The following is a 16,155-nucleotide window of genomic DNA, read 5'->3' as shown; positions in this document are numbered from 1 at the left end:
CGGTGAAAATTGGGTTTTGTTAGTTTTAAGGTATATGTGAATTTTAATTTTATAAACTGTAATTAAATAACCGGGTTGTCGATTTATGTCGTTACAGTAATGGCGGTGAGGAAGGGATTCGAACCCTTGATACATAAATTATATGCATACATGCTTTCCAGGCATGCTCCTTAAACCACTCGGACACCTCACCATTCAACAAGAAAACTTAAATAATATAAGATTTTCTTTTTTAGGTTAAATATGATTAATTTAATCAATCTGTTGTTTGATAGTATTAATTAAATATCTTAGTTTTAAATTAAGTATTAAAAATTTTTTAGTATTATAAATTAAATGATATTATGAAGCGTATTTATTTCATAACTATGTATTTTAGTCATAGTCTACGTTTCTTATTATTTTTATTATTAAGTAAAGATTGAAAAGAATAGTATTTAAATTGAAAATATAATCCTAGTAAAGTAATTAAACCGATTATACTCAGAACGATCCAAGGTAATTGCGTAAAATTTTGTTCTTTACCAATGTCATATAACCATCCACTACCGCTGTAACCTACAGTACCTCCTAAAGCTAAGCTTAGTTTACTAAAGCCTATATAACTGCTACGTGCTTTATAATCTGTCAATAAAGCTCCTAAAGTTTCTCTTGCAGGCTCTGCAATAATAGAACCTATGTAAAACATGCTAATTAAAATTAATAATGTATGTAGGTTTTTAACTAATCCAATAGGAAATAAACTAATGATAATAGTTATTAACCCTACCATCAAGCGTGTTTCTAATTTGAAGTATTTCTCACTCCACCAAGTTATAGGAACAATTAACAATAAAGATAAAATTGCTTCTATGATATACATCCATTTTATATATGATAGCTGCCCAGATACTTCATGAATACGGATGGGCAACATTAACATTACTTGAGCTGATAAGATATAATATCCGGTTAGGGTGAAGACATAAATTATAAATCTTTGATTGTTGAGTACTTTTTTTATACCTTCTAATAATGAATCATGGGAACTAGAAATTTTGTATGCAGGTAACCGCCAGGCGTTAAAAACTCCAGCGATGAAAAATAATATTGCTCCGGTAAAGCATACTAATTTAAAGTTATATTGTAGTAACCATGTGCCCAGAACAATTCCTATTATAGCACACATACTATCTTCTAGCATTAATACAGAATAAAATCTCCCTAATTCCCATGGTCGAACTAATTTAATTACTAGTGCAGTACGTGGCGGATCAAATAATGTTCCTCCTAATGCAGATAATACACATGATAAACATAATAATATAGGAGTATTTGCAATACTCATTATAATAAATCCTAAAGTACGCATAAATAATCCGGATACGATCATAGGTTTAGCACCTAATTTATCAGCAAAAGCTCCGCTAAAAATTCCTAATCCTTGTTGAATAAATTGTCGTAATCCTAAAGCAAACCCTACTAAAAAAGCTCCCCATCCTAATTGTTCAACAAAGTATATTGAAATAAGTGGAAAAACAACATAAAAACCTATAACTACAAACATATTATCTATAATTAAAAAATATTTACCTAGTCTTCTAGCTTGCGATATTGTATACATGGGTCTCCGTTTGTGTATTTTGTATACATTTTTTTACTGAGTGCATTAAAAATATTTTTAATAGTTGTATGTTTTTATTTTTAATCACGGTGTAAATTAACATGTATCTTATATTTTCTATGAAACATTTGAATATTATAATATTAATATTTTTGTATGTTTATTTTTATATATTTTATTTCAAATACAATACTTAACGATAAAAGCGATTATCTTTATTAAAGATTGCTAATATGTGTAAATATGTATGTTACACATAGTTATCAGATTTTTGATCAATTTAAAGAAAATGTATTAAGCGGTCGTTTTATTTATAAAAATATATAGCATAAGAAATATGGTTGTTATTATTAGTTATTTTAATAAGTGCTATTTTTTATGAAAATCGGTATATATACTACATTATAACAGAGATATATAATAATTGTAGTTTATATATATATTGTATTAGTATTTTAAATATGTGATTCTAAAATAGAAAATATTTTTAAAATAAAATTATTGTTTATAGAACTGATTGTTATAATTTTATGTAACTCAGCGCAATTTTGTTATTTGTAATAAAAGTTATGTTTTCATAATACTATATTTATACTGAATTTTTTAAAATTTTTAATATAATGAATCTGTTAAAGTCGCTGACTTCAATGAGTTTTATAATTATGTTATCTCGTATCTTGGGTTTTATTAGAGATACTATTATAGCTCGAATTTTTGGTGTTAGCATCATGACAGATGCTTTTTTCATTGCTTTTAAATTACCTAATCTATTAAGACGTATTTTTGCGGAAGGAGTATTTTATCAAGTTTTCCTGCCTATATTATCAGAATATCGATCTCGTGATAGCGAAGAAGAAATACGGGTATTTATTTCTATAGTATCTGGTTCATTAATATTTATGGTAGCTATTGTAGTTATCATTGGATTATTGATAGCGCCTTGGATTATTGCGGTTACTGCTCCGGGTTTTGACAATGCTACAGAAAAATTTGTTATGGCTATTAAAATGTTTAGAGTGATGTTCCCTTATATTTTATTAGTATCGTTAACGTCATTAATGGGAGCGATTTTAAATACTTGTAATTTTTTTTTAGTACCAGCGTTTACTCCAATTTTTTTAAATGCCAGTATGATCAGTTTTATGTTGTTTGCAGAGTGTGTATATTCTCATGTTCCTATTATGGGATTGGCTTGGTCAGTTATTGTAGGAGGAGTACTACAGTGTGTGTATTGTGCGTTATTTTTAGAAAAAATTAATATGCTAGTTATTCCAAAAATTCAATTTTATGACAATAGAGTATGTAGAATATATAGATCAATGGTCCCTGCTATAATTGCAGTTTCAAGTAGTCAGATATCATTAGTTATTAATACTATTCTTGCTTCTTTTTTGAGTGATGGTTCTATTTCTTGGATATATTATGCTGATAGATTAATGGAGTTGCCCATTGGAATTTTTGGAGTAACATTAACTACTGTTTTATATCCATATTTATCACGTTTTATCTCTAAGAAAAATTATCAAGATTATTCTTGTTTGATGAATTGGGGTATTAGGTTATGTTTTATACTAAGCTTACCTAGCGCTGTTATTTTAGGAGTTTTGTCTGAACCCTTAATAATAACATTGTTTAAATATGGAAAATTTTTAGAGTTTGATGTATTAATGACACAATATTCTGTAATTGCGTACGCAATAGGGTTACCTGGATTAATTTTATCTAAAGTGTTAACATCTGCTTTTTACGCACGTCATGATATTAAAACTCCAGTCCATATCATCATTGTTGTACTTATTTTTACTCAATTTATAAATTTAATGTGTATTAATTTATTAAAGCATATTGTTTTTTCTGTTTCTATTAGTTTGGGGGCATGGTTGAATGCAGGGTTGTTATATTGGAAATTTAAAAAAAAGTATTTATTTCAACTACTATCTGGATGGTGGTTTTTTTGTGGTCAATTGGTTATCGCGCTTATTATATTGTGTGTAGTATGTTTAGGATTATTAATGTATATATCTGATTGGACACAAGGGAATATTTTTTATAGATTAATTAGGATAATAGTAGTTTTAATATTAGCTGGTAGTAGTTATTGTATAACGTTATGGTTTGTAGGTATTCGTTTAAAAGATTTTATTTTTTTAAGCAGAGAAGAGGATTCTTTTGATTAAATACAATATATATAGCAATATATCACATATGTTTTACTGTTTTAATTCCTAGTAAATTTAATCCTTTTTTTAAGATACGAACAGTAATCAGTGCCAATTTTAATCTACTATGTTTTATATGTATATTGGTTGCCTTAATAATTGGACAGTGTTCGTAAAAAGAAGAAAACAGTACGGATAGTTTATATAAATAAGAACATAACATGTGAGGAGCACCTTGACTTGCTACTGTGGTAATTATTTCTTCAAATTGAAGTAAACAAATTGCTAACAATTTTTCTTCTTCAGTTTCTAGTTTAATATTATTTTGTTTTGGTTGAAAATCAAGTTGTTTAGATTGTTCAAAAATAGAAAAAATTCTGGTACATGCATATTGTATGTAAGGCGCAGTATTTCCTTCAAATTTTAACATGTTATTCCAATCGAATATATAATTTATAATACGGTTTTTTGACAATTCAGAATATTTGATAGCGCCAATACTAATAATATGTGCTAATTTATTTATTTGAGAATTTTTTAAATTAGGGTTTTTGCTTAAAATCAATAAACGAGCACGTTTTAAGGCTTCATCTAATAATGTTTTTAATTTTAACGCATTACCAGATCGTGTTTTAAATGGTTTTTTATCTTTTCCAAGTAGCATACCGCATATGTGATGTTCTAGTAGTACTGATGTATCTAAATAACCTGCTTTATGAGCAATTTCCTGAGCCTGCATTATATGTTGTTTTTGACGACTATCAATATAATAAATGATTCTGTCGGCATGTAATATCTTACAGCGATATTTTATGCAAGCAATATCAGTGGTACTATATAAATAAGCTCCATCCTTTTTTTGAATAATTACTCCAAAAGGAGCGCCATTTCTATTGTTATAATTTTTTAGAGGTACTACGACAGCTCCATTACTTGTGATCGCTAATCCTTTATTTTTTAAATCTGATACAATCTTAGGAAGCATATTATTATAAAAACTTTCTCCCATAATATCGCTTTTTTTTAAGCTAACGTTTAATCGTATATATGTATTTTGATTATTTGATACAGAGATATCTACTAAACGTTTCCATATTCGACAGCAATATTTATCGCCTTTTTGTAATTTTAAAACATAATTTCGAGACAATTTAGCGAAATTGGGATCAATATCATACATTTTTTTAGCTTCTTGATAAAAATGCTCTAATGTAGATAATTGTATGGATTTGTTTAATATAAATTCAGACTGAATATTTTTTTCTATATAAGCAATAAGCATACCAAATTGAGTACCCCAATCTCCTATATGATTAGCTTTAATGACATTATGTCCTAAAAAAGACAAAACACGAGCAACACTATCTCCTATAACAGTTGAACGTAAATGTCCAACATGCATTTCTTTTGCGATATTTGGACTAGAGTAATCAATAACAATGGTTTTTGGTGTAACTGGAGTGATGCCCAAACGGGGTACTGAAAAGATGCTGTTAATTTGATGGGATATCCATTTTGGATTTAAGAATATATTAATAAATCCTGGTTGTTCAATTTTTGTTGTTTGAGCAATCTCATTGAGATCGATAAATTTTATAATTTTTTTAGCAAGTTCTTCAATAGGAATATTTAATTTTTTGGAGATAGTGATTAATCCATTAATTTGATAGTCCCCAAATTCTTTTCTTGTTGATTGTTGTATTTGTATTAGATTGAAAATAGATTTATTCGTAATTAATAATAGAGCTTGATTTATTTTTTTTAGTAAAAATGTTTGAATATTCATATAAACATTTAAGAATATATTATCTAATAGTATTAGATAATATATTAATTTTCAATGATGTAAATTACAAATTTATTTTATAATTGCGAATATGATTTTCAGGTTATGTTCTACTTATTAAATATATTCGTTATGTTGGATGATAATTAAGTTATGTAAAATTATTTTGAAAACTAATGAAAATAATAGTTGTGCATATAGGCAATATAACGTGCTTTATTTGCTAAGAATTAAATATTTTAAGTTTTGTTTTTGATGGAGAATTTATTCTAGTTTTAATTAAATTGTTTTATATTATAATTTTATAAAAATATATAATTTTAAATAAAATATATATAATTTGTATTAATCAAAATTATGTACTTAATTTTATTAAGTATTAAGGATATTATTTCATCAACATGTTCAACATAAGTTACAATTAACTTTAATAAATTTAAGTATAGTTCAGAATGAGTATTCTTTAGTTTTAAGGAAATGATTAATATAATATCAGATAATGATTTTATTTGTATGAATTTTATAGAAATATATTTTATGCAATTAGATATTCATGAGTAGAGGGATTTATATGCGCACTGCATATTGTGGTCAATTAAATTTGTCTCATGTGGGATTGGAAGTTACGTTATGTGGTTGGATAAGTAAATATCGTAATCTTGGTGGGTTAATATTTATTGATTTACGTGATAGAGAAGGACATATACAAGTATATTTCGATGTTAGTGATAACAAAAAAATGCGTATATCTGCAACTACATTGAAACAAGAATTTTGTATCCAGTTAATAGGAATGGTTCGCGCACGACCTAAAAATCAAATCAATAGCAATATATCTACTGGTGCTATTGAAATAGTTGCAAAAACTTTCACTATTCTTAATACTTCTGAGCCATTACCATTAGATATTAATCATAATAATATTGAAGAAAATAGATTAAAATATCGTTATCTTGATTTAAGACGCCCAGTGATGCTACATCGAATGAAAACTCGATCGCGTATTATATCAATTGTTCATCGTTTTATGGAATTGGAAGGATTTTTAAATGTTGAAACACCAATATTAACAAAAGTTACTCCAGAAGGCTCACGTAATTACATTGTACCTAGTAGATTGCATATAGGTAAAAATTACGCCTTGCCTCAGTCACCTCAGATATTTAAGCAATTATTAATGGTTGCTGGATTTGATAGGTATTATCAAATTACTAAATGTTTTAGAGATGAGGATTTACGTTCGGATCGTCAACCAGAGTTTACTCAAATAGATATTGAAGCTTCTTTTATGTCTGCACAAAAAGTGAGAGAACTTATGGAGATTTTTATTCGTATTATCTGGCGCGAAATTTTAAATGTAGAATTAGGAACGTTTCCTCAGTTAACGTATTCTGAAGTAATTCAACGTTTTGGATCTGATACTCCAGATTTAAGAAATCCAATAGAAATGATTGATATATCATATTTGTTTAAGTCAGGCCAAAATAGGTTGTCTTTTATTCGCACAAATAATATTGATATTCAGGTAGTAGTTATGAAAGTGACTAATGGCAGTACACTGACGAAAAGACAGATTGATGAATATGTTTACTATGCTAAAAAATGTGGTTTGCGGGAATTAATGTGGATTAAGGTTCGATATAATAATGGTAGCCTTAAAAAGGAAAGTAATGAATCAGTTCTTGACTTTTTAAATAATTCGGTATTGGATTTGATTTTAGAAAAAACTAATACTAAAAATGGTGATATTTTATTTTTTGGATTTAGTGAGGATCAAAACAAATCTATTACGCAAATATTAAGCCCTTTAAGATCTAAGTTAGGCCATGATCTTTGTTTGATTAAAAAGGATTCTTGGGCTCCTTTATGGATAATAGACTTTCCAATGTTTAAAAAAAATAGCTACGGTGAACTTGTATCTATGCATCACATTTTTACTTCTCCAAAAAATTGTGATATTTACACGTTACAAAAAGATCCGTTATTAGTGACTTCAGAGGCTTATGATATGGTTGTTAATGGGTGCGAAATTGGCAGCGGATCAGTTCGTATTCATTCATTTGATGTGCAACAAGCAGTGTTCAATATTTTAGGTATTACTAGAAATGAACAGCAAGAAAAATTTGGGCATTTAATGAATGCTTTGAAATATGGAGCGCCTCCTCATGCTGGTTTAGCATTTGGTTTAGATCGGTTAGCTATGTTATTAACTGGAGTCAAGAGTATTCGAGAGGTTATTGCGTTTCCCAAAACTACAGCAGCGATAGATTTAATGGTTAATGCACCTGATTGATATAAGTAATCAGGTGTTTGTGATATTAGTATCATAGTACTTTATGTGGTACATTTGTTAATTATATTTTAAAAAGTGTTTAAGAAGGCTGTTTTAGATGTTTTAAAATATAAAAGTAATAAATAGAATATTTAGTGTTTATGTTATTTTGGATAGATTTTTAGGCAATGTGATTTTTAAAGGTAGTATTTGTTAATATTAGAGTTTTATTTTCGTTTATATTTTCTTTTAGTTTTTTAAGAATTATTCTATTTGTTAGAAATCATAATATAAGGCAATTAATTAGTGTGTAGTATTATAGTTCGTTCTATTAAGTTATTATATCGTTATGTGCATAAGTGTTATTTTATAATGTCATCTATATTGCTATTAATTATCATAGTTATGACCATTTGGAAATTTTTTATCCCGTGTACATTATTAAATAAAAGTAAAAAAAATTATAATAAGGAATTTTATCTTAAGAAAGATGAGTCTCATCAATCTGAAATTATAAAAAATAAAAAATTTTTCAATAGTGCGATGGTCTATTTTGATATTTTAAAGAAACACTTATATCTTAACAAATTATCGAAAGAAATAAATGTATATAATCATATAGTATGTCAAGGTGATGTTTTGAGTGAAATTTTAAAGAAATATAGTAGTGATGGTATTGACTCTTCTGGTGTTTCGCTTTTATTACAACAATATCCAATACTTAGGAAGTTAGAAGCGGGACAAATACTTTCTTGGATGATGATTACGAAAAAAAAATTACAATGTTTAGTTTGGAATATTTTTCCACAGGAAATTCGCGTATATAATCGGATGCATGCTAGTTTTACAGAAGGTATTATTAGAATTTTAAATCAATTAAATAATAGTTTATATCCTGCAATTTTATTTACAGGTGAATTAAATGGAACATTTATTGATAGTGCTCGTTCTTTAGGTATAGAAGAAAATTATATTATAGATATAAGTAATGCATTACAATATCAATTAGATTTTCGAAAATTGCGTCAAGGGGATAGATTTGCGGTATTAATATCGACAATGATGGATAGAAGCTATAATGTTGAAAGTAAATTACTTGGAGCAAGATTGTATACGTCTGGTAAAAACTATTACATATTTCGCGCAAATAATGGTAAATTTTATGACCGTGAGGCTGTAAGCCTAGAAGGCAGTTTTATACGTTTTCCTACCTTAAAACCATTTCGTATATCTTCTAATTTTAATTTAAACAGATTAAATCCTGTAACTGGACAAGTATCCCCTCATGCTGGAGTTGATTTTGCTGTTCCCATTGGTACTCCGGTTTTTTCGGTAGGAGATGGAGAAGTCATTGTAAGTACATATAGTAAAATTGCTGGCAATTATATAGCAATTAAACACGGCTGCCATTGTATAACTCGATATATGCATTTGAAAAAATTACTGGTTATACCTGGACAAAAAGTTAAACGAGGCGACAATATAGCATTATCTGGTAATACAGGTCGATCAACAGGTCCGCATTTGCATTTTGAAATATGGATTAATCATCGTCCTGTGAATCCATTAACTACTAAGATTTTAAATATTGATAAGTTATCAGGAAATGAACGCATAATATATTTAAATCAAATAAAAGATATTATTCCAAAACTATGTTTTGATTAGATATATTTTTGTGATCTGTGATCAATAGCCAGAATCTGAGTTTAATGATAAGTAAGCATTATATCTTGAATACGTGATGTATTCAATTTTAAATTAATTGTCAGGGATATTGAAATAAGAAGCATTATTCTACTTGTAAGATATGGCTTATATTCATCATATCACATTTATTGTATGCGTCATTTTGTATCATTACTACTAATTCTCCAGAAATAAGAAATCCTTTATCACGTAATAAATTTCTAGCATATTTGGCATCTATCACATTATCGCCTGTTCGATTAAAATAAATAGGAATGACTCCTTTGTAAAGAGTGACTATATTTAAGGTATGTTTGTGTTGGGACAATGCAAAAATAGGTAATTTTGAGTTGATACGAGACATTAATAACGTAGTGTTTTCAAATTCAGTTAGAGCGATAACAGCACTTACTCCTTCTAAGTGATTAGCAGTATACATTGCCGACATGGCTATAATTTCTTCGACGTTGTTAAATTTTTTTTTTTGATTGGTGTGTGTTAAAAAATTTACGTTTGAAATTTTTTCCGCGCCTAGGCATATATTTGCAACAGTTGCTACAGTTTCAGATGGATATTGACCTATAGCAGTTTCAGCAGATAACATAACTGCATCAGTACCATCCAATACTGCATTAGCCACGTCCATTACTTCTGCGCGAGTAGGCATAGAATTATGCACCATAGATTCCATCATTTGGGTTGCAGTAATAACTGCTCGATTAAGAGCGCATGCTCTTTTTATTATTTTTTTTTGAACACCGACTAGCTCTGGTTCTCCAATTTCTACTCCTAAATCTCCTCGAGCTACCATGACTGCATCCGATGCATGAATAATATCATCTATTGTTTCATCAGACGCTACCACTTCTGCGCGTTCTATTTTAGAAACAATTTTTGCATGACTACCAGCATCTACAACTAATTTTCGCGCAAAATTTAAATCTATACTGCTGCGTGGAAATGATATTGCTAAGTAGTCAACTCCAATTTGAGCTGCAGTTATAATGTCTACTTTATCTTTATGTGTTAGTACTTTTGCTGAAAGTCCGCCTCCTAATTTATTTAGTCCTTTGTTATTAGATAATATACCTCCAATAATTACTTTAGTATAGATTTTGGTATTATGAATTGTTATTACTTTTAATTTAATTTTCCCATCGTCTAATAGAAGTAAATCTCCTGAACGTACGTCTTGTGCCAATTCTTCATAATCAACACCTACGCATTTATGATCACCTATGTTGTTTGTCAGCATAGTATCAATTAAAAAGTTATCTCCAGATTTTAAATATATTTTATTATCTTCAAAAGTTGAGATACGGATTTTAGGACCTTGTAAATCTCCAAGAATAGCGACGTACTTACTTAGTTTTGAAGCAATTTCACGTACTTTTTTTGCGCGGATAAAATGCTCTTTTGTTTCTCCGTGAGAAAAGTTAAGTCGTACTATATTTGCTCCTGAAACAATTATTTTTTCAAGGTTATTATCTTTATCTGTAGCGGGTCCTAGAGTAGCGATAATTTTAGTTCTTCTCATTTGGTGAGGCATAATAATTCCTTATGAATTTTAATGCAAATTATCATACATTAATAATCATCATATTATTAATGTATGATAATTTGCATTATTTTACATTAAATTTTAATATGTTATTATGGTAGCTGTATACATAGTATAGTACCTATTTTAAAGATTTATAAAATAATCTATTGATATTCATAGGAAATATTAACAGTGTAAGTGCATAACTAAATCTAATATTAGAATCCCATAATTAACTATGTTAGATAAACATATAAATGTTTTAGTTGCAACCAGATACTATTATTATCTTTAAGATAAATAAATTCTTCAATTATGAATAAACTTGTAATATGTCAATTTGATTATCATGGGTAGGCATTAAACCTATTTGTGATGTTATTTAAATAATATTAAGTTTTTGAAATACGTAGTTTTAATTGCATATTTTAAAATTATGTTGATATTGTGAAAATATAAAGGTAATTAATATTAGATATCATATATGACACCAAGTTTCTGTGAGGTTTTGATTGATGTTTAATTGATATATTTACGTTTATTCTTAGTCACTTATGTTTATATTGTAATTAAATATAATAATCACAAACTAACATATTAGAGAACGAATATGCAAGCAACATCTATTACTCAAGCATGTAATTTAATTATTTTTGGGACTAAAGGTGATTTAACGCGTAGAAAATTGTTTCCATCATTATATCAATTAGAAAAAATAGGCGCTATTCATCCTGATACACGTATTATAGGAGTTGGTCGTGCAGAATGGAGTCTTGTTATGTATATTGAAGTTGTATATGCTTCTTTAAAAAAATTTATGCTGGATCCTATTGATGAATCTTTATGGTGTATTTTTAGAGCACGACTTGATTTTTGCAATTTAGATGTACATCAGACTGAACGATTTGTTCATTTATTAGATAAATTACAGAATGTAGATATGGCAACAATAAATTATTTGGCTACGCCTCCTGACACTTTTGGTATTATATGTAAGGGATTAAGTAGTATTGGATTAAACAAAAAATCAAATCGTATAGTTATAGAAAAACCATTGGGCACTAATTTAGATTCTGCTCGTGTTATTAATGCGCAGATATCAGAATATTTTGAGGAGAAACAAATTTATCGTATTGATCATTATTTAGGAAAAGAAACAGTTTTAAATTTGTTGGCATTACGTTTTGCAAATTATTTATTTTCTTCAAATTGGGACAATAATACTATTGATCATGTGCAAATTACTGTAGCAGAAGAAGTAGGTATTGAAGGTCGTTGGGGTTACTTTGATGCGATAGGTCAAATGCGTGATATGATACAAAGTCATTTATTACAGATTTTGACTATTATAGCTATGTCACCTCCATCGAATTTGAGCGCTGATTGTATTCGAGATGAAAAAGTTAAAGTGCTTCAATCGTTGCGGAAGATTGATGGTAATCATGTACATAATGTTACAGTTCGTGGACAGTACACATCTGGGTTTATTCATGGAAAGCCAGTCCCAGGCTATTTAGAAGAAAAGGGAGCTAATAAGAGTAGTAATACTGAGACATTTGTATCTCTTTGTGTTAATATAGACAACTGGCGTTGGGCTGGTGTTCCATTTTATCTGCGTACTGGAAAGAGATTACCAATTAAATATTCTGAAATTGTAATTTTTTTTAAAAAACCAGTGATTAATTTATTTCCTGATTCATATCAAGACTTGCCTAATAACAAATTAACCATTCGATTGCAACCAAACGAAGGGATAGATGTTCAAATTTTAAATAAAATACCCGGATTAGGCCATAAGCATCGGTTACAAGCTACTAAATTAAATTTAAGTTTTTATAAAACTTTTTGCCCAGAACATATAGTTGATGCATATGAGCGTTTATTATTAGAAACAATGCGAGGGATTCAAGTATTATTTGTGCGTCATGATGAAATAGAAGGAGCTTGGAAATGGGTTGATTCTATCATACAATCTTGGGAGTTGGAAAATAATGTACCAAAACTTTACCAAGCTGGTACTTGGGGGCCTGTTGAGTCAATGACTATGATAGCTAAGGATGGTCGGTTTTGGAATGAATATAAATTACATACGTAGTTAATTCTTAATACATTACAGTAATTGTTAATTTTTTAATATTGTTAATTAATAAATTTTTTATATTTTTGTTTTTTATACAAAGATATTTATAATATAATGGAGTGGTATTATAGATTCTTTTAAATACAAGTATGTGTGTTATGTAAAAGATTATTTAAAATTGAGTAATTATATATGGTAAAGTATTGCCTGAATGTGTTGGGTTCTTTGTAAAAGAGGGAAATTATTTTTATGGTACGTATCATATTATTTGTAATTACCAATTTGTCAGTAATGATATTATTTGGTAGCATACTGAGTTTATTGGGGTTTTGGTCTTCTACTACTCTTGAATTGATCAGAATGGCTGGGATATTTGGTTTTGGTGGTGCTATTATTTCTTTATTTTTGTCAAAATTTGCAGCTTTATCTGCAGTTAATGGTGTAATTGTTAATAAAGCGTCTAATGATATGGAAAGTTGGTTATTGAAAATAATAAATAAACAGGCTCATAAATTAGATATTGTTGCGCCACAACTAGCTATTTATGATTCTATAGATATGAATGCTTTTGCAACGGGTTCAAGAAAAAATGCGGCATTAATAGCAATTAGTAGTGGTCTTTTGAAAAATATGCAGCAAGCTTCAATTGAAGCCGTTATTGCTCACGAAATGAATCATATTGCTTCTGGTGATATGATTACTATGACTCTTATTCAAGGGGTGGTTAACACTTTCGTTATTTTTATATCACGTAGTCTTGCTAAATTAATTTGTTATTGGACTTCATTTATGCAGGATCAAGATAATGAACAATTTGATACTAATAATAATCAGCATGGAGATGTAAATAGCTCTTTAACTTATGTTATTGTGTCTACTTGTTTAGAAATTTTATTTGGAATGTTTGCAAGCGTGATTGTATTTTGGTTCTCTCGTCATCGCGAATTTTATGCAGATGCTGGATCTGCTAAATTAGTGGGATGTAGAAATATGATTTCTGCTTTACAAGAATTAAAGCGTAGTCATGAGTCTAAAACATCTAATGGAATTATCGCTACATTGTATATTAATAGTGTAAAAAAAAATAGTTTGATAAGCGATTTATTTGCATCTCATCCATCTATAGATGAACGGATAGAAGCATTGCAACATGGTACTTATTTTAATAAGTCGTCTTATTTTTTTAAGTAGATTATATTCTTTGTTTATTTAATGAAATGATTGATTTATGGGTTTTTATAAATGAAATCATCATATGATTTGCAAAATAAAAAATAAATGTTACTATGCAAATAAGGCTTGTATAAGTTAAGTTTTTTTGTAAATATATCTATCCTTCATATAAAATGATCTTAAAAAATGAAGGAATTTATGTATATTGTTGATTAATATCATATAATTATACAATTATATGATGAAGTATCAGGTAAACCGAGATATGCTTCCGTATGTAAGTGGTATTTTGATAAATTCAGTAAAGAAGTGTTGTTATGTATGAATAATATAATTTCCTCTTATTTGAATGTTTCACGAGAATAATAACTCTGGTTTGTCTTTTAATCGCTGTTACGGCAAATGTAAACACTCTAAAGGAAATAAGTAAGATGGCAAAAATTAAAGGTCAAGTAAAGTGGTTTAATGAGTCTAAAGGTTTTGGTTTTATTACACCGTCAGATGGTAGTAAAGATGTTTTTGTACATTTTTCTGCTATTCAAGGAAACGGATTTAAGACTTTATCTGAAGGACAAAATGTAGAATTTGAAATTCAAGATGGACATAAAGGTCCATCAGCTGTTAATGTGACGACAGTGTAAGGTATGTGTGTAAAATATATGTTATAATATAATTTAAGGATATTAAAGGGTATAAAGGTGGGCGGTAAGAATATTTAAAAATAAACAGCGAGTATCATGGTATACAAATTTACTGTTGATATGAAATACATAGTACTTGATTTTAAAGTTTAAAACCATATGTAGAGAAAAGTCTATATAGTATTAATGTGTTAATTTAGTAATTTTGGAAGAGATCCGAAAAGTGTATAGTGGTTATTGCTGTGTCTATTTTGTTGACATAAAAACAAGAGAACCCAACTATATAATATAGTTGGGTTCTCTTGTTTTTATGTCTTATTTTTTATATTTGGTTAAAGACCTAACAATCCAGCCCAGTATCCAAAAATTCCAATCCCGAAAAATCCTATAATAATCCATAATGCATTTATTTTATTATTTAGTAACCACATACAAGCAAATGTTAATAATAAAGGAATAAATCCAGGCATGAGTTGATCTAAAATATTTTGAACAGTCGTAACCACTGTGTTTCCATCATTGTCAGTAAGTTTAGAAAGCACACATGGAACATTTACATGTGTCCATTTATTCACTAATGCCCCCATAACGAATAAACCTAAAATTGAGGATCCTTCTGTTAGTTTTCTTAAAACTCCTCCTTTCATATCATTAACGATGCTTACTCCTTTCCTATAACCATATATCATTCCATAATAACGAGTAGCTAATCTAGTTGTATTAAATAGAACAAAAAATAGACATGGGCCTAATAGATTTCCACTCATAGCAATTCCTGCCCCTAAGGCGGCAAACACTGGTCTAGCAGTTCCCCAAAATATTGGATCACCCACTCCAGCAAGAGGACCCATTAATCCTATTTTTAACCCATTGATAGAAGCATTATTTATGGTAGTAGCACCATTAGCTTTTTGTTCTTCCATGGCCATGGTAACTCCTAATATAGGAGCGGCAACATATGGATGTGTATTAAAGAATTCCAAATGGCGTTTAATTGCTTCTTTCTGATTTTCGCTGTATTTAGGATATAGACGTTTAATTATTGGAATCATAGTAAAACAAAATCCCAGCGCTTGCATACGTTCAAAGTTCCAAGATCCTTGGAAAAAATTAGAACGAGTAAAAGCAGCGCGTATGTCACTTTTTCTTAATTTTATTATCTTTGTTTCGGTATGGATTGTTTGAGGATTATTAATCATTATAGTTACC

Annotated in this window: 10 protein-coding genes and 1 tRNA gene; 6 read left to right on the top strand and 5 right to left on the bottom strand. The window is 28.7% G+C overall.

Annotated elements, in window-relative coordinates; translation table 11 throughout:
* Nucleotides 1-100 precede the first annotated feature (100 nt).
* Nucleotides 101-193, bottom strand: a tRNA-Ser gene (locus M9408_RS00630).
* A 186-nt stretch (nucleotides 194-379) separates the two neighbouring features.
* Nucleotides 380-1,603, bottom strand: coding sequence for a multidrug efflux MFS transporter MdtH (gene mdtH, locus M9408_RS00625; RefSeq protein WP_250257285.1), 1,224 nt, complete (start codon nucleotides 1,601-1,603; stop codon nucleotides 380-382).
* 620 nt (nucleotides 1,604-2,223) lie between these two features.
* Here mdtH and murJ point away from each other — a divergent pair.
* Nucleotides 2,224-3,780, top strand: a complete 1,557-nt coding sequence (murJ, locus tag M9408_RS00620; protein ID WP_250257284.1) for a murein biosynthesis integral membrane protein MurJ — start codon at nucleotides 2,224-2,226, stop codon at nucleotides 3,778-3,780.
* 22 nt (nucleotides 3,781-3,802) lie between these two features.
* Here murJ and argS read toward each other — a convergent pair whose 3' ends face one another.
* Entirely contained in the window at nucleotides 3,803-5,548 is a 1,746-nt protein-coding gene (gene argS / locus M9408_RS00615) for an arginine--tRNA ligase (protein WP_250257283.1), read from the bottom strand.
* A gap of 571 nt (nucleotides 5,549-6,119) precedes the next feature.
* Here argS and aspS point away from each other — a divergent pair.
* Together aspS and mepM are read left to right on the top strand one after the other, a co-directional pair.
* Nucleotides 6,120-7,841: an aspartate--tRNA ligase gene (gene aspS, locus M9408_RS00610; RefSeq protein ID WP_250257282.1), complete on the top strand. Its 1,722-nt coding sequence runs from the start codon at nucleotides 6,120-6,122 to the stop codon at nucleotides 7,839-7,841.
* 351 nt (nucleotides 7,842-8,192) lie between these two features.
* The gene (mepM, locus tag M9408_RS00605; protein WP_250257281.1) at nucleotides 8,193-9,488 is read left to right on the top strand and encodes a murein DD-endopeptidase MepM; all 1,296 of its coding nucleotides are present in this window, start codon (nucleotides 8,193-8,195) and stop codon (nucleotides 9,486-9,488) included.
* A gap of 124 nt (nucleotides 9,489-9,612) precedes the next feature.
* Here mepM and pyk read toward each other — a convergent pair whose 3' ends face one another.
* On the bottom strand, nucleotides 9,613-11,058 hold the full coding sequence (gene pyk, locus M9408_RS00600) for a pyruvate kinase (protein WP_250257280.1): 1,446 nt from the start codon (nucleotides 11,056-11,058) through the stop codon (nucleotides 9,613-9,615).
* A gap of 604 nt (nucleotides 11,059-11,662) precedes the next feature.
* On the opposite strand from pyk, the gene zwf reads away from it, so the two are divergent.
* The 3 genes from zwf (at nucleotide 11,663) to cspE (ending at nucleotide 14,946) form a co-directional block, all read left to right on the top strand.
* Nucleotides 11,663-13,147, top strand: coding sequence for a glucose-6-phosphate dehydrogenase (zwf, locus tag M9408_RS00595; protein ID WP_250257279.1), 1,485 nt, complete (start codon nucleotides 11,663-11,665; stop codon nucleotides 13,145-13,147).
* A 234-nt stretch (nucleotides 13,148-13,381) separates the two neighbouring features.
* Nucleotides 13,382-14,323, top strand: coding sequence for a protease HtpX (htpX, locus tag M9408_RS00590; RefSeq protein ID WP_250257278.1), 942 nt, complete (start codon nucleotides 13,382-13,384; stop codon nucleotides 14,321-14,323).
* Between the two features lie 413 nt (nucleotides 14,324-14,736).
* Nucleotides 14,737-14,946: a transcription antiterminator/RNA stability regulator CspE gene (gene cspE / locus M9408_RS00585; protein ID WP_250235754.1), complete on the top strand. Its 210-nt coding sequence runs from the start codon at nucleotides 14,737-14,739 to the stop codon at nucleotides 14,944-14,946.
* 332 nt (nucleotides 14,947-15,278) lie between these two features.
* Here the strand turns inward: cspE and M9408_RS00580 are convergent, their stop codons facing one another.
* Entirely contained in the window at nucleotides 15,279-16,145 is an 867-nt protein-coding gene (locus tag M9408_RS00580) for a PTS mannose transporter subunit IID (RefSeq protein WP_250257277.1), read from the bottom strand.
* Nucleotides 16,146-16,155: the final 10 nt, after the last annotated feature.

It is taken from the genome of Candidatus Blochmannia vicinus (genome assembly GCF_023586525.1).
Classification (GTDB): domain Bacteria; phylum Pseudomonadota; class Gammaproteobacteria; order Enterobacterales; family Enterobacteriaceae; genus Blochmanniella; species Blochmanniella vicinus.
The sequence above is the reverse complement of the archived record's forward strand: the minus strand, read 5'-3'. Positions and strand labels throughout refer to the sequence as shown.

What these genes read in the sequence shown, in the direction of transcription:
- mdtH (WP_250257285.1), bottom strand. Translation starts at nt 1,603, where the DNA reads ATGTATACAATATCGCAAGCTAGAAGACTAGGTAAATATTTTTTAATT.
- murJ (WP_250257284.1), top strand. Translation starts at nt 2,224, where the DNA reads ATGAATCTGTTAAAGTCGCTGACTTCAATGAGTTTTATAATTATGTTA.
- argS (WP_250257283.1), bottom strand. Translation starts at nt 5,548, where the DNA reads ATGAATATTCAAACATTTTTACTAAAAAAAATAAATCAAGCTCTATTA.
- aspS (WP_250257282.1), top strand. Translation starts at nt 6,120, where the DNA reads ATGCGCACTGCATATTGTGGTCAATTAAATTTGTCTCATGTGGGATTG.
- mepM (WP_250257281.1), top strand. Translation starts at nt 8,193, where the DNA reads ATGTCATCTATATTGCTATTAATTATCATAGTTATGACCATTTGGAAA.
- pyk (WP_250257280.1), bottom strand. Translation starts at nt 11,058, where the DNA reads ATGCCTCACCAAATGAGAAGAACTAAAATTATCGCTACTCTAGGACCC.
- zwf (WP_250257279.1), top strand. Translation starts at nt 11,663, where the DNA reads ATGCAAGCAACATCTATTACTCAAGCATGTAATTTAATTATTTTTGGG.
- htpX (WP_250257278.1), top strand. Translation starts at nt 13,382, where the DNA reads ATGGTACGTATCATATTATTTGTAATTACCAATTTGTCAGTAATGATA.
- cspE (WP_250235754.1), top strand. Translation starts at nt 14,737, where the DNA reads ATGGCAAAAATTAAAGGTCAAGTAAAGTGGTTTAATGAGTCTAAAGGT.
- M9408_RS00580 (WP_250257277.1), bottom strand. Translation starts at nt 16,145, where the DNA reads ATGATTAATAATCCTCAAACAATCCATACCGAAACAAAGATAATAAAA.